At 71.1% G+C, this 18,871-nt stretch carries 21 protein-coding genes and 1 tRNA gene; 13 read left to right on the forward strand and 9 right to left on the reverse strand.

Annotated elements, in window-relative coordinates; translation table 11 throughout:
* Window positions 1–1,101 carry a 1,2-phenylacetyl-CoA epoxidase subunit PaaE gene (paaE, locus tag ACFQE5_RS12960; protein WP_379585144.1) on the forward strand — a complete coding sequence of 367 codons (1,101 nt, stop codon included), beginning with the start codon at window positions 1–3 and terminating at the stop codon, window positions 1,099–1,101.
* Between the two features lie 66 nt (window positions 1,102–1,167).
* Here paaE and ACFQE5_RS12965 read toward each other — a convergent pair whose 3' ends face one another.
* Complete coding sequence (locus tag ACFQE5_RS12965; protein ID WP_379585145.1) at window positions 1,168–1,938, reverse strand: IclR family transcriptional regulator; 771 nt, start codon at window positions 1,936–1,938, stop codon at window positions 1,168–1,170.
* Window positions 1,939–2,047: 109 nt separating this feature from the next.
* Between ACFQE5_RS12965 and ACFQE5_RS12970 the strand changes: the two genes are divergently transcribed.
* From ACFQE5_RS12970 to ACFQE5_RS12985, 4 genes are all read left to right on the forward strand, one after another.
* Window positions 2,048–2,968, forward strand: a complete 921-nt coding sequence (locus ACFQE5_RS12970; RefSeq protein ID WP_379585146.1) for an acetaldehyde dehydrogenase (acetylating) — start codon at window positions 2,048–2,050, stop codon at window positions 2,966–2,968.
* On the forward strand, window positions 2,965–4,002 hold the full coding sequence (gene dmpG / locus ACFQE5_RS12975) for a 4-hydroxy-2-oxovalerate aldolase (RefSeq protein ID WP_379585147.1): 1,038 nt from the start codon (window positions 2,965–2,967) through the stop codon (window positions 4,000–4,002). Before ACFQE5_RS12970 ends, dmpG begins: the two co-directional genes overlap by 4 nt.
* Window positions 4,003–4,129: 127 nt before the next feature.
* Window positions 4,130–4,738 (forward strand): TetR/AcrR family transcriptional regulator, encoded by a 609-nt coding sequence (locus ACFQE5_RS12980; protein WP_379585148.1) that lies wholly within the window; start codon window positions 4,130–4,132, stop codon window positions 4,736–4,738.
* A gap of 44 nt (window positions 4,739–4,782) precedes the next feature.
* Complete coding sequence (locus ACFQE5_RS12985) at window positions 4,783–5,433, forward strand: maleylpyruvate isomerase family mycothiol-dependent enzyme (RefSeq protein WP_379585149.1); 651 nt, start codon at window positions 4,783–4,785, stop codon at window positions 5,431–5,433.
* A gap of 7 nt (window positions 5,434–5,440) precedes the next feature.
* Here the strand turns inward: ACFQE5_RS12985 and ACFQE5_RS12990 are convergent, their stop codons facing one another.
* The 5 genes from ACFQE5_RS12990 to ACFQE5_RS13010 all read right to left on the reverse strand — a co-directional run bounded on the left by ACFQE5_RS12990 (window position 5,441) and on the right by ACFQE5_RS13010 (window position 8,241).
* Window positions 5,441–6,214, reverse strand: coding sequence for an ABC transporter permease (locus tag ACFQE5_RS12990; protein WP_379585150.1), 774 nt, complete (start codon window positions 6,212–6,214; stop codon window positions 5,441–5,443).
* A 3-nt stretch (window positions 6,215–6,217) separates the two neighbouring features.
* A complete protein-coding gene (locus ACFQE5_RS12995; protein ID WP_379585151.1) occupies window positions 6,218–7,000 on the reverse strand; it encodes an ABC transporter ATP-binding protein in 783 nt (260 codons plus the stop codon).
* Window positions 6,997–7,380, reverse strand: a complete 384-nt coding sequence (locus ACFQE5_RS13000) for a DUF1048 domain-containing protein (RefSeq protein WP_379585152.1) — start codon at window positions 7,378–7,380, stop codon at window positions 6,997–6,999. Before ACFQE5_RS13000 ends, ACFQE5_RS12995 begins: the two co-directional genes overlap by 4 nt.
* 2 nt (window positions 7,381–7,382) lie before the next feature.
* Window positions 7,383–7,712 (reverse strand): PadR family transcriptional regulator, encoded by a 330-nt coding sequence (locus ACFQE5_RS13005; protein WP_379585153.1) that lies wholly within the window; start codon window positions 7,710–7,712, stop codon window positions 7,383–7,385.
* A 445-nt stretch (window positions 7,713–8,157) separates the two neighbouring features.
* Window positions 8,158–8,241, reverse strand: a tRNA-Leu gene (locus ACFQE5_RS13010).
* A 91-nt stretch (window positions 8,242–8,332) separates the two neighbouring features.
* Here ACFQE5_RS13010 and ACFQE5_RS13015 point away from each other — a divergent pair.
* The 3 genes from ACFQE5_RS13015 to ACFQE5_RS13025 are packed head-to-tail and all read left to right on the forward strand — an operon-like array spanning window position 8,333 to window position 11,413.
* Entirely contained in the window at window positions 8,333–9,649 is a 1,317-nt protein-coding gene (locus tag ACFQE5_RS13015) for a M20/M25/M40 family metallo-hydrolase (protein WP_379585154.1), read from the forward strand.
* 10 nt (window positions 9,650–9,659) lie between these two features.
* Window positions 9,660–10,430, forward strand: coding sequence for an SDR family oxidoreductase (locus tag ACFQE5_RS13020; protein ID WP_379585155.1), 771 nt, complete (start codon window positions 9,660–9,662; stop codon window positions 10,428–10,430).
* On the forward strand, window positions 10,430–11,413 hold the full coding sequence (locus tag ACFQE5_RS13025) for an NADPH:quinone oxidoreductase family protein (protein ID WP_379585156.1): 984 nt from the start codon (window positions 10,430–10,432) through the stop codon (window positions 11,411–11,413). Before ACFQE5_RS13020 ends, ACFQE5_RS13025 begins: the two co-directional genes overlap by 1 nt.
* A 134-nt stretch (window positions 11,414–11,547) precedes the next feature.
* Here the strand turns inward: ACFQE5_RS13025 and ACFQE5_RS13030 are convergent, their stop codons facing one another.
* Window positions 11,548–11,787 carry a DUF5703 family protein gene (locus ACFQE5_RS13030; protein WP_379585157.1) on the reverse strand — a complete coding sequence of 80 codons (240 nt, stop codon included), beginning with the start codon at window positions 11,785–11,787 and terminating at the stop codon, window positions 11,548–11,550.
* Window positions 11,788–11,924: 137 nt separating this feature from the next.
* Window positions 11,925–12,869 carry an aldo/keto reductase gene (locus ACFQE5_RS13035; RefSeq protein WP_379585158.1) on the reverse strand — a complete coding sequence of 315 codons (945 nt, stop codon included), beginning with the start codon at window positions 12,867–12,869 and terminating at the stop codon, window positions 11,925–11,927.
* A gap of 82 nt (window positions 12,870–12,951) precedes the next feature.
* Between ACFQE5_RS13035 and ACFQE5_RS13040 the strand changes: the two genes are divergently transcribed.
* The 5 genes from ACFQE5_RS13040 to gndA all read left to right on the forward strand — a co-directional run bounded on the left by ACFQE5_RS13040 (window position 12,952) and on the right by gndA (window position 17,561).
* Window positions 12,952–13,773, forward strand: a complete 822-nt coding sequence (locus ACFQE5_RS13040; protein WP_379585159.1) for an undecaprenyl-diphosphate phosphatase — start codon at window positions 12,952–12,954, stop codon at window positions 13,771–13,773.
* 31 nt (window positions 13,774–13,804) lie between these two features.
* Window positions 13,805–14,509 carry a histidine phosphatase family protein gene (locus ACFQE5_RS13045; protein ID WP_379585160.1) on the forward strand — a complete coding sequence of 235 codons (705 nt, stop codon included), beginning with the start codon at window positions 13,805–13,807 and terminating at the stop codon, window positions 14,507–14,509.
* 59 nt (window positions 14,510–14,568) lie between these two features.
* Window positions 14,569–15,135 (forward strand): DUF3090 domain-containing protein, encoded by a 567-nt coding sequence (locus tag ACFQE5_RS13050; RefSeq protein ID WP_379585161.1) that lies wholly within the window; start codon window positions 14,569–14,571, stop codon window positions 15,133–15,135.
* Window positions 15,136–15,145: 10 nt separating this feature from the next.
* Window positions 15,146–15,940: an SCO1664 family protein gene (locus ACFQE5_RS13055; protein WP_379585162.1), complete on the forward strand. Its 795-nt coding sequence runs from the start codon at window positions 15,146–15,148 to the stop codon at window positions 15,938–15,940.
* 181 nt (window positions 15,941–16,121) lie between these two features.
* On the forward strand, window positions 16,122–17,561 hold the full coding sequence (gene gndA / locus ACFQE5_RS13060) for an NADP-dependent phosphogluconate dehydrogenase (RefSeq protein ID WP_379585163.1): 1,440 nt from the start codon (window positions 16,122–16,124) through the stop codon (window positions 17,559–17,561).
* Between the two features lie 5 nt (window positions 17,562–17,566).
* Here the strand turns inward: gndA and ACFQE5_RS13065 are convergent, their stop codons facing one another.
* The gene (locus tag ACFQE5_RS13065; RefSeq protein ID WP_379585164.1) at window positions 17,567–18,781 is read right to left on the reverse strand and encodes an alpha/beta hydrolase; all 1,215 of its coding nucleotides are present in this window, start codon (window positions 18,779–18,781) and stop codon (window positions 17,567–17,569) included.
* Between the last annotated feature and the right edge of the window lie 90 nt (window positions 18,782–18,871).

The raw sequence follows: 18,871 nt of genomic DNA on the forward strand, positions 1-18,871 counted from the left end.
ATGACGACCACCCCGGTGGCGACGGCGGCCACCGCCGCGCGCGTCGGCAGCGAGTTCCACACGCTGCGGGTGGCCGGCATCGAGCGCCTGTGCGCGGACGCCGTGGCCGTCACCTTCGACGTTCCCGCCGAGCTGGCGGAGACCTTCGCGTTCCGGCCGGGTCAGTACCTCACGTTGCGGCGCTTCGCCGACGGGCGCGAGGAGCGGCGCTCGTACTCGATCTGCTCTCCGGCCGGGGCGCTGCCGAGGATCGGGGTCCGCCGGATCGACGGCGGGCTGTTCTCCGGATGGTTGGTCGACGGGCTGGTGCCCGGTGACGAGGTCGAGACCGCCCCGCCGTCGGGCACGTTCACTCCCGAGATCGCGGCCGGTTCCCGGCACGGCCTGATCGCGGCCGGGTCCGGTATCACCCCGGTGCTGTCGATCGCGGCGAGCGTGCTGGCCGCGCACGAGGACACCCGGGTCACGCTGATCTACGGCAACCGGCGCACCGACACGGTGATGTTCGTCGAGGAGCTCGCGGATCTCAAGAACGCCTACGGTCCGCGGCTGCACCTGTTGCACGTGTTGTCGAGGGAACCGATGGAGGCGGAGATCTTCACCGGCCGCCTCGACGCGAACAAGATCCGTACCCTGCTCGGCAGGCTGATCGCGGTCCGTGAGGTGGACGACTGGTGGTTGTGCGGTCCGCTCGGCGTGACCGACGCCGCGGTCGAGGTGCTGCTCGGCTTCGGCGTCGACAAGAAGCGGGTGCACCGCGAGCTGTTCTACGTCGACGAGCCACCGCCCGAGCTGCACCGCCCGGACCCCGCGGTCGAGGGGGCGGTCAGCGCGGTCACCGTCGTCCTCAACGGCCGGTCCACCACGCTGACGCTGCCCAGGACCGGCACCGTGCTGGACTCCGCGCAGAAGGTCCGCGGGGACCTGCCGTTTGCCTGCAAGGGCGGGGTGTGCGGGACGTGCCGGGCGATGGTGACCGACGGCGAGGTGCTGATGCGGCGCAACTTCGCCCTGGAGGACGAGGAGGTGCAGGCCGGGTTCGTGCTCACCTGCCAGACCGTGCCGGTCTCCGACGCGGTGACCGTCGACTTCGACGTATAGGGCACGCCGCCGGCACCCCGTGATCGGCTGCTTCTCGTCCAGGGGTCCGCGGCGGTTCGAGCGCCGCTACAGCTGGTCCGATCCCGTCCGCAGCACCCGGGACAGACCCAGCGCGGCGGTGCGGACGGCCGGCGCGAGCCGTTCGGTGTCGAGCCGGTTGGCCCAGCCGGTGATCGAGATGGCGGCGACCGCGCGGCCGCTGTGGTCCAGCACCGGCGCGGCGACGCAGGCGATTCCGACGGTCGACTCCTCGTGCTCCTCCGCGACCCCGCGTTCCCGGATGCGGCCGAGTTCCTGGTCCAACAGGCCCGGGGCGACGGTGGTGCGGGGGGTCCGGCGCGCCAGCCCGGCGGAAAGGACGGCGGACAGGCGCTCGGGCGGGGCGAAGGCGAGCATCGCCTTGCCCACGCCCGTGCAGTAGGCGGGCATCCGGCCGCCGACCCGCGAGCCGACCTTCGGGCCGCGCCGCCCGGGGATCTTCTGCACGTAGACGACGTCGACGCCGTCGGGCACCGCGAGATGGACCGTCTCGTGGGTGGCCTCGAACAGGTCCGCCAGGAACGGGGCCGCAGCTTCACGCAGGCCGCGCTGCAGCGGGGCGAGCTGGCCGAGCTCGAACAGTCCCATGCCCAGCCGGATGCCGCCCGGGGTGCGCTCGACGATGTTCCAGCTCGCGAGCTCGGCGAGGAGTCGATGCGCCGTCGGCTTGGGGATACCGGTGCGGCGAGACAGCTCCGCGAGGCTCAGTTCGCCGTCGCCCGGCCGGAACGCCGTCAGCAGGGTCATCGTGCGTCCGAGTACGGATTTCGGCGGGGCATCTCGTTCAGCGGAACGCATGATCCCATCATGCGTTCTGGCTCATCGCCCGCCAAACTCCGATCTCCCGTTCCGTTGAACGGAATAGCGGGGTTCCCTGCCCAGGTCCCGGGGCCGCACGCTGCGTGACATGAGCTCTACGAGAGTCACGGCCGCCATCGTCGGGCCGGGCAACATCGGTACCGATCTGCTGGCGAAACTCGAGCGCAGTGCGGTGCTGGAGGTCGGGTATGTGGTGGGGGTCGTCGAGTCCGACGGGCTCGCGCGGGCCCGCCGGCGAGGGATCACCGCCTCGGCCGAAGGGGTGGACTGGCTGCTCCGCCAGAACCCGCTTCCGGAGATCGTCTTCGAGGCCACGTCGGCGAAGGCACACCGCGCCAACGCGCCGCGCTACGAGGAGGCGGGCATCCAGGCCGTCGACCTGACGCCGGCGCATCTGGGGCCGATGGTGTGCCCGCCGGTGAACCTGAACGCCCACCTCGACGCCCCGAACGTATCGATGATCACGTGTGGCGGGCAGGCGACGATCCCGATGGTGCACGCGGTGTCGCGGGTGACGCCGGTGCCGTACGCCGAGATCGTCGCCTCGGTCTCCTCGCGGTCGGCGGGTCCCGGTACCCGGGCCAACATCGACGAGTTCACCCAGACCACGGGCCAGGCGGTCGCCCAGGTCGGGCGGGCCGCCAGAGGTAAGGCGATCATCATCCTCAACCCGGTCGAACCACCGATGATCATGCGTGACACCGTCTTCTGCATGATCGGGCCGGACGCCGACACCGACGCGATCACCGCGTCGGTGCACGAGATGGTCGCCGAGGTGCAGCGGTACGTTCCCGGTTACACCCTGCGCGCAGAACCGCAGTTCGACGCACCACGCGAGGTGTGGTCGGGCAACGGTCGCGTCGCGATCTTCCTCGAGGTCAAGGGCAACGGCGACTACCTGCCGCCCTACGCCGGCAACCTCGACATCATGACGGCCGCGGCCGCCCGGGTCGGCGAGCTGATGGCCGCGGCGAACCACGGCGCCGCGAAGCAGGAGGTTTCGGCATGACCCGTCCGACACTCGCGCACGACGTGCGGATCGTCGACACCACACTGCGCGACGGCAGCCACGCGGTGGCGCACCGGTTCACCGAGCAGCAGGTCCGCGACACCGTGCGCGCCCTGGACCGGGCCGGGGTCGAGGTCATCGAGGTGACCCACGGCGACGGGCTGGGTGGCAGCTCGTTCAACTACGGCTTCTCCCACACCGACGAGATGACCCTCATCGCCGCCGCCCGTGCGGAGGCGAAGCAGGCGAAGATCGCCGTGCTGCTCGTCCCGGGGATCGGCACCGTCGAGGACCTGAAGAGGGCCCGCGACGCCGGAGCGGACATGGTCCGCGTCGCCACCCACTGCACCGAGGCCGACGTCTCCCCGCAGCACTTCGCCGCGGCCCGCGACCTCGGCATGGAAACCGCCGGATTCCTCATGATGGCCCACCGCACGCCGCCGGAGGATCTGGCGAAGCAGGCGCGGATCATGGTCGACGCGGGCTGCCAGGCACCGTATGTCACCGACTCGGCGGGCGCGCTGCTCATGCACGAGGCCCGCGCCCGGTTCGAGGCGCTGGTCGCCGAGGTCGGCGACCAGGCCTGGGTCGGATACCACGGCCACCAGAACATGAGCTTCGGCGTGGCGAACTCGGTGATCGCGCACGAGGTCGGGGTCCGCTACATCGACGGTTCGCTGTGCGCGCTCGGCGCGGGTGCCGGGAACTCCCCGACCGAGGTGCTCGCCGCGGTGTTCGACCGGCTGGGCATCGACACGGGGCTCGATGTGCTGGGGCTGCTCACCGCGGCCGAGGAGGTCGTGCGCCCGTACCTCGACCGTTGGCCGAAGATGGACCGCAACGCGATCGTCCAGGGCTGGGCCGGGGTGTACTCCTCGTTCCTGCTGCACGCCGAGGCCGCGGCCGAGCGCTACGCCGTCCCCGCGCACGAGATCCTGCGCCGCTGCGGCGAGCGCGGGCTCGTCGGCGGCCAGGAGGACATGATCATCGACGTGGCCATCGAGCTGGCGAACCAGAAGGCCGAAGGAGACTGACGGCAGCCCACCCCGCGCGTTATGGCTCCATGACGCGCGGGGCGGCGGCGCGGAAACGCGCTGTGGCGCCATGGTGCGCTGGGGACTTCACTTGTAGTTTCTGATACTTCAGGTGTAGTTTCATGGCGTGGTGCGGCGCCGGGAGTTGCTGTTGGACGCGGCCATCCGGGTGCTCGGCGAACGCGGAATGCGAGCGCTCACGCACCGGGCGGTGGACGCCGAGGCGGGCGTTGCGATCGGCTCGACGACCAACTACTTCCCGACCCGGGAGGCGTTGTTCGTGGCGGTCGTCGAGCGGGTCTCGGTGATGGAGCGCGACCACTTCGACGAGGTCGCCGTGCGGGTCTGCCCGACGACCCCCGCCGAACTCGGGCGCGCGCTCGCCGGCTTCGTCCGGGATGCGGTCGGTGCTCACCGGGCCCTGACGCTGGCGCGGTACGCGATCCTCGTCGAGGCCGGCCACAACATCAAGATCCGCAGTCGGCTCGCCGAGACGGGAAGCCGGGTCGATGCCTGGTGCGCGAACTGGTTGCGCCAGATCGGGTCCCGGGACCCGGACCATGCCGTCCACGTGCTCGGCAACTACCTCACCGGGCTGATCCTGCACCAGCTCGCCATCCCGGACCCCGAGTTCGAACCTGCCGGGAGCATCACCGCTCTGCTCGAGTCCCTGGTCCGGCCCGGCAGTCGCCGGCCCGTGGCAGTGGACCTGCCGGAGCGCACCAGCACACCATGATCGACCCCAGGCAGGGGTCGCCCGGGTCGCGAACGGAGGAGCCGATGGAGCGCGGCGACGTGTGGACCGCGATCGATGAGCAGCGGCGTGCCCTGGTGCGCCTGCTGGAGGATCTGTCGCAGGACGAGTGGCGTCGGCCGTCGCTGTGCGACGGCTGGACGGTCCGCGATGTCGCGGCACACCTGGCTCTGCAGAACGTGACCTGGGCGATGATGCCGCGGGCGGTGCTCGACGTCGTCCGTCACGGCGGCATGAACGCCGCGATTCACGCGATGGCGTGCCGCCATGCGACGCTGCCGGTCCGGGCGATCGTCGGCGAGATCCGGGAACGGATCGGGGTGTGGCAGCCGCTGCCGACCGTCACGTTCCGCGACACGGCCATCGACTACCTGGTGCACGGCCAGGACATCGCCGTCCCGCTCGGGCGGAGTCTGACGATGCCCCGCGACCTCGCCGTCGTCGCCGCGGATCGGGTGTGGGCCCGCTCCCGGATGTTCCACGCCCGGAAGAGGCTGACGGGCTACCGGCTCGTGGCCGACGATGTCCCGTGGGCCGCCGGGCAGGGCGCCGAGGTGTCCGGGCCGATCGGGGCGCTGCTGCTGCTGCTCACCGGTCGGCCGGCGGCACTGTCGCAGCTGTCGGGTCCCGGACTCGCGGGTCTGCGCAGGCTTCTGACGTCGTCGTCCGTGGCGTAGCCCGGGCCTAGCCGGCGGTCCGGCGCCGGTAGAGGACCATCGAAACGGCGTAGGCAACCCCGAGGATGCCGATGCACCAGGCGAGCGCGATCCAGATGTCGGCGCCGACCGGGGTTCCGGCGAACAGGTTGCGGATCGTGTCCACGATCGCGGTCGCCGGCTGGTGCTCGGCGAACCAGCGCACCGGGCCGGGCATCGACGCGGTCGGCACGAACGCGGAGCTGATCAGCGGCAGGAAGACGAGCGGATAGGCGAAGGCAGTCGCCCCGTCCACGGTCTTCGCGGTCAGGCCCGGGATGATCGCGAGCCAGGTCAGCGCCAGCGTGAACAGGATCATGATCCCGACGACGGCGAGCCATTCGAGCATCCCGGCGCCGGAGCGGAAGCCGATGAGCAGGGCGACGCCCATGACGATCGCCAGCGAGATGAGGTTCGACACGAGCGAGGTCAGGACGTGCGCCCAGAGCTCCGCGGAGCGCGCGATGGGCATCGATCGGAAGCGCTCGAAGATGCCGCCCTTGAGGTCCAGGAACAGCCGGTACGCGGTGTAGGAGATACCGGAGGCGACCGTGATGAGCAGGATGCCGGGCAGCTGGTAGCTGATGTAGGAGTCCGAGCCGGTTTGGATCGCGCCTCCGAGCACGAAGATGAACAACAGCATGAACGCGATCGGCATGATCGCGGTCGTGATGATCGTGTCCGGGCTGCGCAGGATGTGCCGCAGGGAGCGGCCGGTGAGTGTGACGGTATCGCCGATGAAGCGGCTGGCGGTCACGGTCATGGCTCACTCCGCTCCATGTCGTTGGCCGACGACGGCGAGGAACACGTCTTCGAGGGTGGGCTGCTGCTCGACGTACTCGACCTTCGCGGGCGGGAGGAGCCCTCTGAGCTCCGCGAGCGTGCCGTTCACGATGATCCGGCCCTCGTGGAGGATCGCGATCCGGTCCGCGAGCTGTTCGGCCTCATCAAGGTACTGCGTGGTCAGCAGCACCGTTGTGCCGCCGTCGGCGAGTTGCTTGATGGTGCGCCACACCGCGATGCGCGCTTCGGGGTCGAGCCCGGTGGTCGGCTCGTCGAGGACGATCAGCTGGGGGCTGCCGATGAGACTCATCGCGATGTCGAGGCGGCGGCGCATCCCTCCCGAGTAGGTCGTCACCTTCCGCGCGCCCGCCTCCGTCAGCGAGAACCGCTCAAGCAGGTCGTCGGCGACCGAGCCGGGGGCAGGCAGGTGGCGTAGGCGCGCGACGAGCACGAGGTTCTCCCGCCCGCTGAGCGCCTCGTCGACTGCGGCGAACTGTCCGGTGAGGCTGATGGTCTCGCGCACCTCGGCCGACTGCGTCGCGATGTCGAAGCCGTTGACGTTCGCTGTCCCGGCGTCGGCGCGCAGCAGGGTCGACAGGATCTTCACGACCGTGGTCTTGCCGGCGCCGTTCGAGCCGAGCAGGGCGAAGATGCTGCCTGGCGCGACCTCGAAGTCGACGCCGCGCAGCACGTGCAGCTTCTTGAACGACTTCTGCAGGCCCCGGACTCGGATCGCTGGAGTGCGCTCGGCGATCGCGTCGGTCATCGTCCGGCCTCCCGATCCTGCTCCTGAATGGCCTTGTCGATCGTTGAGGCGAGTCGCCGGCGTTCCTTCTCGACCCAGCTCTTGCCCGTGCCGCGGTATGTGTCGAGGAAGGTCTCCATGAAGTCGGCGGGGTCGTCGCCCACGACCTCGCGGATCGGCAGACCATCGGCGGCGCTCCGCTCAAGCAGGTCGGCGAGATCGTCGAACATCCTCACGAGCGTCGGGCCATCATCGACGGGGCCGAAGTTCATCACATAGTGCTCAAGCCCCTTGGCCGCTTCCCGGTAGCCGGCGGGTAGCTGCTTCACGCGAGCCCGGTACGCGCGCCACTTCCGCTTGTCGTCGAGGTTCCCGAGGAGCAACTCGATCGGATTGCGCATGATCATTTCCCTTCGCGTCGGAGCTGTTCCAGCCGCCCTGCGAGGAAGCTCCACATCCTCCAGAACTCGTCGAGGTAGCCACGGCCCTGTGCGTTGAGGGAGTAGACCTTGCGCGGCGGGCCCTTCTCCGAGGGCACCTTCTCCACATCGACGAGGCCGCGTTGCTCGATCCTGACCAGGAGCGCGTACACCGTGCCCTCCGCGATGTCGGAGAAGCCCTGCTCGCGCAGCCACGCCGTGATCTCGTACCCGTAGGCGGGCCGCACGGACAAGATCGCGAGGACGACACCCTCCAGCGTGCCCTTGAGCATCTCCGTCATCTGCTTGCCCACGAACCCGCCTCTATCTACTCAGTGTCATTGAGTACTGGTACATAGTACTGCTGAGTACCAGCTTCGCAAGGCGTCTCAGCCGCTCGACCTACAGCTCCGCTAACCCCGGTGATTCATGACCGACAGCAGTTGATCTTTCGTCGGGGATTGTCGCGGGTTTCCGGGTCGGGGCGTGCGGGATCATCCGGCCTGCTGCTCTGGTGAAGGAGATTCTTCGGCTGTGGCTGGCGGGTCACTCGCTGCGCGACGGCGGCCCGCGCCGACCGCGGTCACCCAGGCCAAGGTCGACGCGATGATCGATTCAGTGCGGGAGATGGACGCAGCGCTTCAGGAGACTATTCCGGAGAGCCTGGGGTGGCCCTACCGGGAGCTTCGTCTTGAGCTGAACAACCGACCATGCGAGCGAGCGGCTGACGTTCAGCTCGCTCCGCGTGTGGTTAGCACGTGTCCGAGGGGGGACTTGAACCCCCACCCCCTACTCGGGGACTAGCACCTCAAGCTAGCGCGTCTGCCATTCCGCCACTCGGACCCACCCGCGGCCTGCGCGGCCGCGACGAAGGAAGGATAGCCGACGCCCACCGAGACCCCGTAACCGCACCCGCGATGGTAGGAAGATCCGCATGACCGGCCCCACCGCTGCTGAGGACGAGGTCGTCCAGCTGACCTCCGAGCTGATCCAGATCGACACCTCCAACACCGGCGACCCGGCCACGGTGGCCGGTGAGCAGGAGGCCGCGGAGTACGTCGCGGCCAAGCTGACCGAGGTCGGCTACGACGTCGAGGTGCTCGAGTCCGGCGCGTCGCGGCGGACGAACGTCTTCGCCCGGCTGGCCGGCGCCGACCCGGACCGAGGCGCGCTGCTCGTGCACGGACACCTGGACGTGGTCCCGGCCGATCCGAGCGAATGGTCGGTGCATCCGTTCTCGGGGGCGGTGCGGGACGGCTATGTCTGGGGCCGCGGCGCGGTCGACATGAAGGACATGGTCGCGATGACGATCGCCGTCGCGCGGCAGTTCAAGCGCGACGGTGTGGTGCCGCCGCGGGACATCGTCTTCGCGTTCGTCGCCGACGAGGAAGCGGGCGGGAAGTACGGTGCGCAGTGGCTGGTCCGCAACCGGCCCGACCTGTTCGCCGGGTGCACGGAGGCGGTCGGCGAGGTCGGTGGGTTCTCCTTGACGCTGGGTGAGGACCAACGCGTGTACCTCATCGAGTCGGCGGAGAAGGGCATCGCCTGGATGCGGTTGCGCGCCAAGGGCAAGCCGGGGCACGGTTCGTTCCTGCACGACGACAACGCCGTCACCCGCGTCGCCGAGGCGGTCGCCCGGCTGGGCAACCACACCTTCCCGCTGGTGCTCACCGACACCGTCCGGGACTTCCTCGTGCACCTGCGCGACCTCACCGGCCTCGAGTTCCCCGAGGACGACCTGGAGGGGGCGCTCGCGAAGCTGGGACCGCTGGCGCGGATCGTCGGCGCGACGGTGCGGGACACCGCCAACCCGACGATGCTGCAGGCCGGTTACAAGGCCAACGTCATCCCGTCGACCGCCGAGGCGGTGGTGGACTGCCGGGTGCTACCGGGGCGGGAGGAGGCGTTCCTGCGCGAGGTCGACGAGCTCCTCGGGCCGGACGTCACCCGCGAATGGGTGGCGAACCTGCCGCCGCTCGAGACCCCGTTCGAGGGCCCGCTGGTGGAGGCCATGGCCGCGGCCCTGCGCGTCGAGGACCCGAACGCCGCCGCGATCCCGTACATGCTCTCCGGGGGCACCGACGCCAAGCACTTCGCGGAGCTGGGCATGCGCTGCTACGGGTTCGCGCCGCTTCGGTTGCCGCCCGACCTCGACTTCGCGTCGCTGTTCCACGGCATCGACGAACGCGTTCCGATCGATGCGTTGCGGTTCGGCACCCGGGTCCTGGACAGGTTCCTGCGCACATGCTGAGGAGCGGCTGATGGATCTCACCGGCAAGGCCGCGCTCGTCACGGGCGGGGCATCGGGCATCGGCGCGGCGGCGGTCCGCAGGCTCGCCGCGGCGGGGGCGGTCGTGGCGGTCGCCGACCTGGACGAAGCGGCTGCGCGCAGGCTCGCCGACGAGGTGGGCGGCCTCGCGTTGCCGGGTGACGTGACACAGCCCGACACCATGGCGATGGCCGTCGACATCGCGGAGGACTCCTTCGGCCGGCTCAACGTCGTGCTGCTCAACGCCGGGATCACCGCGGGCCAGTCGGGGCTGGAGGACCTCGACCTCGCGGGATACCGGCGGATCATGGGCGTGAACGTCGATCACGTCGTGTTCGGACTGACCTCGGCGGTTCCGGCGCTGCGGCGCGCGGGCGGCGGGAGCATCGTCGCGACGGCGTCGCTCGCCGGCCTGCTGCCGATGCCCGGCGACGCGCTGTACACGCTGACCAAACACGCCGTCGTCGGATATGTCCGCTCGGCGGCGCCGACCCTCGCCCCCGAGGGCATCAGGGTCAACGCGGTATGCCCCGGGTTCGCCGACACCCCGCTGATCGCGAAGGCCAAGGCACAGTTCGGCGACTTCCCGCTGCTGACCGCCGAGGACGTGGTGGACGCGATCGAGCAGGTCCTGGAACGGGGCGCGCCGGGCGAATGCTGGTTCGTCCAGCCGGGCCGGGAGCCCGCGCCCTACCGGTTCCGAGGCGTTCCGGGGCCCGCGGCCGGTGACGCGCCGCCACCGATCAACTGGAGGGATCACTGATGCGAGGATGGCAGGTGCACCGGCACGGTGCGCCGAACGACGTCCTGACGTGGCACGACGATCTGCCGGACCCGCGGCCGGGACCCGGTCAGGTGCTCGTGCGGGTGCACGCCGCCGCCTGCAACTTCCCCGACATCCTGCTCTGCGAGGGCACCTACCAGGAACGCCCGCCGCTGCCGTTCACCCCGGGTCTGGAGATCGCCGGTGAGGTCGTCGCGGCGGGGGAGGGCGCCGCGGCATCCGTCGGCGACCGGGTGCTGGGCACCCCGCCGAGCGGCCGGGGTGGGTTCGCCGAACTCGCCGTCCTCGACGCCCCCGCGACTCTGCCGTGGCCGGACGGGATGAGTGCGGCACAAGCCGCCGGGATGTTCATCACCTACCAGACCGGGTACTGCGCGCTGCATCGCCGGGCGAACCTGCGCGCGGGCGAGACGCTGCTCGTGCATGCGGCGGCGGGTGGTGTCGGCAGCGCGGCGGTCCAGCTGGGCAAGGCCGCGGGTGCCCGGGTCATCGGCACCGCAGGCGGGCCCGAGAAGTGTGCGGTCGCCAAGCGGCTGGGCGCCGATGAGGTCGTCGACTACCGCGACACCGACCTGGTCGCCGCGGTGAAGGACCTCACCGGCGGGCGCGGCGCCGACGTCATCTTCGACCCGGTGGGCGGCGACGTCTTCGACGCCTCGCGCAAGGTGGTCGCGTTCGAGGGCCGGATCCTGGTCATCGGGTTCGTCGCGGGCCGGTTCGCCGAGGCGCCGACCAACCACATCCTGATCAAGAACTACTCGGTGCTCGGCGTGCACTGGGGCTACTACCGGCAGATGAACCCGGGCCTGATCCCGCAGTGGCAGGACGCCCTGGGCGCGCTGTGGGCGCAGCGCAAGATCGATCCGCTCGTGGCGGCCGAGCTTGCGCTGACCGAGGCCCCCGAGGCGCTGCGCAGGCTCGGCTCACGCGAGACCACCGGCAAGATCGTGCTCATCCCCTGAGCGGGCCCGGCCGGTGGGTGGGGCGGCGGCCGTCACGACCGGCAGGTGGGCGGCGATGACCGCGATGAACCGCGGCGCTCGGTTCCCGGCCGTCGATCATGGCGACGACGGCCCGGGGCCGCGCCGGGGCGCGATCAGACCGAGAGCTCCGGAAGCATCCGATTGGAGCGACGCCGCCGCAGCACGACCTTGCGGACTCCGCCGGGGTAAAGACGCACTCGGGCGAGTTCCCAGCCACCGAACTCGGCGTGAATGCTCAGCCGCACCGCCGCCGTCACCCGGGACACGTCACCGGGCAACTGGACGGGGCGGTACTCCCAGTCCCCCTCGCTCAGATCCCCCGCATCCTCCGCAGTCGCGCTGGGAGCTCCCACGGGCCCACCTCCCGCCAGGTCCTGCGGCCGGGCGCCGGCTGGCCCGGCTCTGAGTCAAACCCCACGTGAACGCGGGGTTGCCCCACACCATAGGCGTGGTTGCCCGGGGCTGCCAGTGGCCGATGCGGGCGAATCGTTCAGACCGGGACGCTCACGTCGTCCAGCGCCGCCCGGATCTCAGCGGGCAGCTCGATCGTCTCGGTCGCCATCGACGCCGAGAGCTGCGCGGCGTCGCGGGCGCCGACGACCGCGGTGGCGATCCCGGGCCGGTCCCGCACCCAGGCCAGCGCGACGGCCAGCGGCGAGGTGCCCAGCCCGTCCGCGGCGGTCAGCACGGCATGCACGATCCTGGCCGACCGCTCGTTGCGCCGGGCTTCGACGTAGGGGGCGAGCACGGGCGAGGCCGCGCGGGAGTCGGCCGGGGTGCCGCCCGCGTACTTGCCGGTGAGGACGCCGCGGCCGAGTGGTGCCCAGGCGATCAGCCCGACGCCGTGGTGCCGGGCGGCGGGTACCAGCTCGGCCTCGGCGGTACGTATCAGCAGCGAGTACTCCACCTGCGCCGACACCGGAACCGTGATGTTGCCCAGCACGCGGGCCCGTTCGGCGACGGTCGAGAGCTGCCATCCCGACGGCGCCACCAGACCCGCGTAGCGCACCCGGCCCGTCAGCACCGCCACCTGGATGGCCGACAGCGTCTCGTCCAGCGGCACCTCGTCGTCCCAGCCGGGGAGCTGCCACAGATCGAGGTGATCGGTGCCGAGCCTGCGCAGCGTCGCATCGAGCGCACGCAGGAGGGCGCCCCGCGCGGCCCCCTCGCCGAGCACCCCCGCGGGCAGCCCGCCCCGGCCGGCCAGCACCAGCTCCTCGCGTCGCACCCCACCGGCCATGATCTTGCCGAGGATCTCCTGGGAGCGTCCGTCGGCGTAGACGTCGGCGGTCTCGATGAACGTGCCGCCCGCGTCGACGAACGCGACGAGCTGCGCGGTGGCGGCGTCGGCATCGGTGTCGTCGCCCCACGTCATGGTGCCCAAGCCGATCCGGGACACCTGAAGACCACTGGTCCCGACCCGTCTGCGTCGCACGGGTCGCAGCCTATTGGGCGGCCATCCGACCCAGCCCGGTACGGTGCCTCGCCGTGACCGTGTCCCGTTCGGAGGCTCGTTCGTGAGCTGGCTCGAGGTCGTCGTCCTCGGCCTTCTGCAAGGTCTGACGGAGTTCCTGCCCATCTCCTCCTCGGCGCATCTGCGGATCGCCTCGGGGGCCTTCTTCGGCAATGACCCCGGCGCGGCCTTCACCGCGGTGACCCAGTTGGGGACCGAGCTCGCGGTGCTCATCTACTTCGCCCGCGACATCGGCCGCCTGGTCGCGACCTGGTTCCGCGGCCTGCGCGATCCGCAGGTGCGGGCGAACCCGGACTATCGGCTGGCCTGGCTGGTGATCATCGGCAGTGTCCCGATCGTGGTGTTCGGGGTGCTGTTCAAGAACCAGATCGAGACGGTCGCCCGCAATCTCTGGCTGGTCGCCACCACACTGATCGTCTTCGGCGTGCTGCTCGGGCTCGCCGAACACTTCGGCACGCAACGGCGCCCGCTCGACCAGCTCAGCGTGCGCGACGGCGTCCTGCTGGGGTTTGCACAGGCACTCGCCCTGGTGCCCGGCGTGTCCCGCTCCGGAGGGACGATCACCGCGGGCCTTGCCCTCGGGCTGACCCGTCCGGCCGCGGTGCGCTACTCGTTCCTGCTGGCGATCCCGGCCGTGGTCGGGGCCGGGATCTTCCAGCTTCCGGACGTGTTCGAGCCGGGGGGACCGAGTGGGATCCAGATGCTGGTGGCGACGGCGATCGCGTTCGTGGTCGGGTACGCGTCGATCGCGTGGCTGCTGCGGTTCGTGCAGACCAACACCGTCTACGTGTTCGTCGCCTATCGGATCGCCCTGGGCGCGGCGTTGTTCGCCGCGCTGGGGATCGGCGCCGTCGCCGCGGTCTGAGGCGGGGCGGCGACGACGTAGGCTCGATCACGTGACCACCCTCATCCTGTTGCGGCACGGCAGGTCGTCCGCCAACGCGGCGGGCGTCCTGGCCGGTCGCAGCCCCGGCGTCGAACTGGACGAGACCGGCCGGGCGCAGGCGGAGAAGGTGGTCGAACGGCTGGCTCCGCTGCCGATCGCGGAGATCGTCACCTCGCCGATGACGCGCTGCCGGCAAACCGTCGCGCCGCTGGCCGCCGCGCGCGGGCTCACCCCGGTGCTCGACGAGGGGTTCAACGAGGTCGACTACGGCTCGTGGACCGGCGGAACGCTCAAGGCACTGGCCAAGGAGCCGCTGTGGAAGGTGGTGCAGGCCCATCCGTCGGCGGCGGTGTTCCCCGCCGGGGAGGGGCTGGCCGGGATGCAGGCCCGCGCGGTGGCCGCGGTCCGCGCGCACGCCGCCCGGATCGCCGCCGAGCACGGGCCGAACGCGCTGTGGCTGGCCTGCAGCCACGGCGACGTGATCAAGGCGGTGCTGGCCGACGCCCTGGCCACGCACCTGGACAACTTCCAGCGGATCATGATCGACACCTGCTCGGTGAGTGTGGTGCAGTACACCGAGACCCGCCCGTTCGTCGCCCGGGTCAACGACCTCGGCGACGGCCCGGGGGCCCTGGCCGGGCTCGTACCGCCCAAGAAGCGGCGGCGCCGGAGCGGTACACGCAGCTCGGACGCCGTCGTGGGGGGCTCGACATGACAGGCAGCCCGGACGAAGGCGTGCCCGGCGCGCCCTGGTGGCCTACCCTCGGAGGTGCCATGTCACGCGTCATCCACGTCTTCCGCCAGCCCAAGCGGTTCGTCGCCGGAACCGTCGGTGAGCCCGGCGAGCGCGCCTTCTACCTCCAGGCCATGGAGGACGCCAGAACCGTCAGCGTGCTGCTGGAGAAGCAGCAGGTCTCGGTCCTGGCCGAGCGCATCAGCGCGCTGCTGACCGAGATCGTCCGCCGGTTCGGCACGGAACTGCCGGACGACGAGACCAGCCAGGACAACGATCCGCTCTCCGTTCCCCTCGAGGAGGAGTTCCGGGTCGGCACGATGGGACTGGGCTGGGACGCCGACTCGCGGTCGATCGTCGTGGAGCTGCTCGCGGTGACCGATGAGGAGATCGACGAGTCGGTCGTGCTCGACGACACCGACGAGGGCCCCGACGCCGTGCGGGTCTTCCTCTCGCCGGTGCAGGCCAAGGCGTTCGCCGAACGCGCCGAGATGGTCGTGTCCGCGGGCCGGGCGCCGTGCCCGTTGTGTGCCGAGCCGCTCGATCCCCATGGCCACGTGTGCGTCCGGCTGAACGGGTTTCACCGGCGGTCTGCGGTGGCGGACTAGAGCCACGCCGTTGGACCCCCTGGACCCGGCGGTGCCGGGAGTGCTGCGCGACGGTCGGATCGAAGTCACCGGACGGCTGGTCGACGCCTCGAACGCGACCCTGTACGGCGCCGTCACCCTCGACGGCGTCGACCTTCGCTGTGTGTACAAGCCGATCCGCGGCGAGCGCCCCCTGTGGGACTTCCCCGACGGGACCCTGGCCGGCCGCGAGGTCGCCAGCTTTCTGGTCTCGGAGGCCGCGGACTGGCATGTCGTGCCACCGACGGTGCTGCGGGAGGGCCCGTTCGGGCCGGGAATGGTGCAGGTCTGGGTGGATACCGACGAGGACCGTGAGCTCGTCACCGTCTGCGCGCCCGCCGACCTTCCGGCCGGCTGGCTGGGAGTGCTGCGCGCCCGGGACCGGCTCGGTGAACCCGCTGTGCTCGCCCACGCCGATCTACCGGAGTTGCGGGCGATGGCGGTGTTCGACGTCGTCGCCAACAATGCCGACCGCAAGGGCGGGCATGTGCTCGCGGGCGCCGACGGCCGGATCTACGCCGTCGACCACGGGCTCACGCTGCACACCGAGAACAAGCTGCGCACCGTGCTGTGGGGCTGGACCGGCCAGCGGTTGCCCGACGAGGTGCTGGCCGGGCTGCGCAAGCTGCGCGCCGCGCTGGACGACGGGCTGTGCGAGACGGTGGGCGAACACGTGACGCGCCGGGAGGTGGCGGCCCTGTCCTCCCGGGTGGATGCCCTGCTGCGGAAGCGGCGCTATCCCGAGCCCTCCCGCCACGGGCCCGCGATCCCGTGGCCCGCGTTCTGAATCCCCCGCAGCCAGCAGTTCCTCGGGCCGAACCAGCACGTTCCGGGTTCCGGTGCGCGGCGGCGGCTCGTGATCGAACTGTCGCGTCCTGCCGGGTGAGCGACGAGGAGCGGGTAGCAGGATGGAGGCCGAGGGTGCACGACCGTACCGGCGCCCAGGCGGACGACACGAGGGAGCGACGATGGCGGGACAGAGCCGAATCGGGGTTACCGGGCTGGCGGTGATGGGAGCCAATCTGGCTCGCAACATCGCGCGCCACGGTGTCCCGGTCGCCGTGCACAACAGGACCACCGCGCGGATGACCGAGTTCATCCAGGAGTACGGGCACGAGGGCACGTTCACCGGGGCGGAGCGCCTGGAGGACTTCGTCGCGGCCCTGGAGAAGCCCCGGCGGATCATCGTGATGGTCAAGGCCGGCGCCCCGGTCGACGGCGTGATCGAGGACCTGGTGCCGCTGCTCGATCCGGGCGACATCGTCATCGACGCCGGCAACTCCCATTTCGCCGACACGAAGCGGCGGACCGAGGACTGCGCCCGGCGTGGGCTGCGGTTCATGGGGATCGGGGTGTCCGGCGGCGAGGAGGGCGCGCTGCTCGGGCCGAGCATCATGCCCGGCGGGGACCCGGCTGCGTACGCGCAGGTCGAGGAGGTCCTGACGGCCATCGCCGCGCAGGTCGACGGCACCCCGTGCTGCACCCACGTCGGTCCCGATGGCGCCGGGCATTACGTGAAGATGGTGCACAACGGCATCGAGTACGCCGACATCCAGCTCATCGCCGAGGCCTACGACCTGCTCACCCACGTCGTCGGCCTGGACGCGCCGGACATCGCGAAGATCTTCGCCGAGTGGAACACCGGGGACCTGGAGTCGTTTCTCATCGAGATCACCGCGAAGGTGCTCGCGAAGACCGACGAGCGCACCGGCGGCCCGCTCGTCGACGTCATCGTCGACGAGGCCGAGCAGAAGGGCACCGGCCGGTGGACGGCCATCGACGCGCTCGACCTCGGCGTCCCGCTGACCGGCATCACCGAGGCGGTGTTCGCGCGCACCCTGTCGGCGCTGCGGGCCGAGCGGGCGGCCGCGGCGGCCACCCTCGCCGGCCCGGCGCCCGGCCGTGTGGAGAACGGATCGGACCTGGTCGACGACATCCGCCAGGCCCTCTACGCGAGCAAGGTCGTCGCGTACGCCCAGGGCTTCGCGCAGATGCGCGCCGCCTCGATCGCCAACGGCTGGAACCTCGACCTGGGGGCGATGGCCACGATCTGGCGGGGCGGCTGCATCATCCGGGCGCAGTTCCTCAACCGGATCCGTGACGCCTACGCCCAGCATCCGGACCTGGACAACCTGCTGATGGTGCCGTACTTCACCGAGGCGGTGGCGAACGCGCAGGACGCCTGGCGGCGGGTGATCGTGAAGGCCACCGAGCACGGCGTCGCGATCCCGGCGTTCTCCTCGTCGCTGTCCTACTACGACGGCTACCGTCGCGAGCGCGGTCCGGCCAACCTCATCCAGGGGCTGCGGGACTTCTTCGGGGCGCATACGTACCGGCGGCTCGATGTCGAGGGCAGCTTCCACACCCGCTGGGCGCAGGACGGCGCCGAGGTCCGCACCGACAGCTGAGCGGCTCAGCCCGGCGCCGGGTCCGGGGTGGGCAGCACGCGCGGCGGAACGCCCGGCGCGGGCTGGACGAGAACGCCCGGACCGGGTCCGGTGCCGGTGTGCGGGGCGGGCAGGTGTCTGCCCAGCCAGTCGACGAGCGCGGGCAGTTGCCCGCGCACGGCGTTCTGGTTGTGCCCGCCACCGGGGAAGACCATCGTGTCCAGCCGCACCGGCGGGGCTACGGCCGTCCGGATCCGGCCCAGCGCGGCCTTCTCGTCGGGTTCGTCGGCGCCCGCCGTGGCCAGGATGTCCACCGGGGCCGGGTGGGTGCGCAGCAGCGCGTCGACGTCGTTGGCCGCGACCAGGTCGGCTCGGTGGTCGAACAGGTCACCGGTGACGACGTCGTCGGGGGTACGGTCGAAGCCACTCTGGCTGAGCGCCACGCCGTAGAGATCGGGATGGCGCAGCGCGAGGTTCATCGCGCAGTAGCCTCCCGACGACCAGCCCGCCAGTGCCCATGCCGCGCGCTCCGGGCGGACCCGCAGCGCGCGGGTCGCCCAGGCGCGCAGGTCGGTCGTCAGGTAGGTGTCGTCGGCGACGCCGGCGTTGGCGTCGACGCACTCCTGGTCATGGCTGAACCGCGGCTCGCCGTTGGTGTCTGGGATGATCAGGATGGTCGGGGGCATCCGGTGTGCGGCGATCGCCGCGTCGACCAGGTCGGGCACCCGGAACAGGGCCGCGACCTCGCGGGGCTCGCCCGGGAACCCCGGCAGCCATTCGACGACCGGGTAGCGCACATCGGCCTGCTGCGGGTCGGTGTAGCCCGGGGGCAGGTAGACGTCGGCGTCGCGGGTGAGCCCCGAGCGGGCCCCATGCAGCACCAGGTGCAGGGTGGCTCCGTGCCCCTCGGCGGCGTGGGCGGCAAGCACCGGCAGCGCCGCGTTCAGCCCGGCCCCGTCCTCCCCGATATCGGCGACCGTCCCGTCGCCCGGGTTGCCCGACGAGCCGAGCAGCGAGCCGAGCGTGGGGTAGAAGCCGCCGAGCTGGTTCACCGCGATCCCGCAGGCCACCAGCACCGCGACGACGGCGAGCAGCACGGTCACCGTCCGTCCGGTGCGGCGACGCCGCCAGGCGTCCCAGCGGAACGGGACCAGCGCGACGAGGGCGACGGCCAGCCCGGTGGTGATCAGAATGGCCGTGGTGTCGTCCAGCCGGATCGTCGAGGCGTGGAAGCCGAGCACCCATTCAGCGTCGCAGACGGCCCTCGAGCGGAGCCGAGGAGTTCCGCCTCGGGGCGGAATCGGCGAGAGTGGGACGGTACGCGCCGCCGC

Origin of the sequence: Pseudonocardia hispaniensis, assembly GCF_042658695.1 — a bacterium.
GTDB classification, from domain to species: Bacteria; Actinomycetota; Actinomycetes; order Mycobacteriales; family Pseudonocardiaceae; genus Pseudonocardia; species Pseudonocardia hispaniensis.

What these genes read in the sequence shown, in the direction of transcription:
- ACFQE5_RS13020 (WP_379585155.1), top strand. Translation starts at nt 9,660, where the DNA reads ATGGATCTCACCGGCAAGGCCGCGCTCGTCACGGGCGGGGCATCGGGC.
- ACFQE5_RS12970 (WP_379585146.1), top strand. Translation starts at nt 2,048, where the DNA reads ATGAGCTCTACGAGAGTCACGGCCGCCATCGTCGGGCCGGGCAACATC.
- ACFQE5_RS13050 (WP_379585161.1), top strand. Translation starts at nt 14,569, where the DNA reads ATGTCACGCGTCATCCACGTCTTCCGCCAGCCCAAGCGGTTCGTCGCC.
- paaE (WP_379585144.1), top strand. Translation starts at nt 1, where the DNA reads ATGACGACCACCCCGGTGGCGACGGCGGCCACCGCCGCGCGCGTCGGC.
- gndA (WP_379585163.1), top strand. Translation starts at nt 16,122, where the DNA reads ATGGCGGGACAGAGCCGAATCGGGGTTACCGGGCTGGCGGTGATGGGA.
- ACFQE5_RS13000 (WP_379585152.1), bottom strand. Translation starts at nt 7,380, where the DNA reads ATGCGCAATCCGATCGAGTTGCTCCTCGGGAACCTCGACGACAAGCGG.
- ACFQE5_RS12995 (WP_379585151.1), bottom strand. Translation starts at nt 7,000, where the DNA reads ATGACCGACGCGATCGCCGAGCGCACTCCAGCGATCCGAGTCCGGGGC.
- ACFQE5_RS13025 (WP_379585156.1), top strand. Translation starts at nt 10,430, where the DNA reads ATGCGAGGATGGCAGGTGCACCGGCACGGTGCGCCGAACGACGTCCTG.
- ACFQE5_RS12990 (WP_379585150.1), bottom strand. Translation starts at nt 6,214, where the DNA reads ATGACCGTGACCGCCAGCCGCTTCATCGGCGATACCGTCACACTCACC.
- ACFQE5_RS12965 (WP_379585145.1), bottom strand. Translation starts at nt 1,938, where the DNA reads ATGCGTTCCGCTGAACGAGATGCCCCGCCGAAATCCGTACTCGGACGC.
- dmpG (WP_379585147.1), top strand. Translation starts at nt 2,965, where the DNA reads ATGACCCGTCCGACACTCGCGCACGACGTGCGGATCGTCGACACCACA.
- ACFQE5_RS13015 (WP_379585154.1), top strand. Translation starts at nt 8,333, where the DNA reads ATGACCGGCCCCACCGCTGCTGAGGACGAGGTCGTCCAGCTGACCTCC.
- ACFQE5_RS12985 (WP_379585149.1), top strand. Translation starts at nt 4,783, where the DNA reads ATGGAGCGCGGCGACGTGTGGACCGCGATCGATGAGCAGCGGCGTGCC.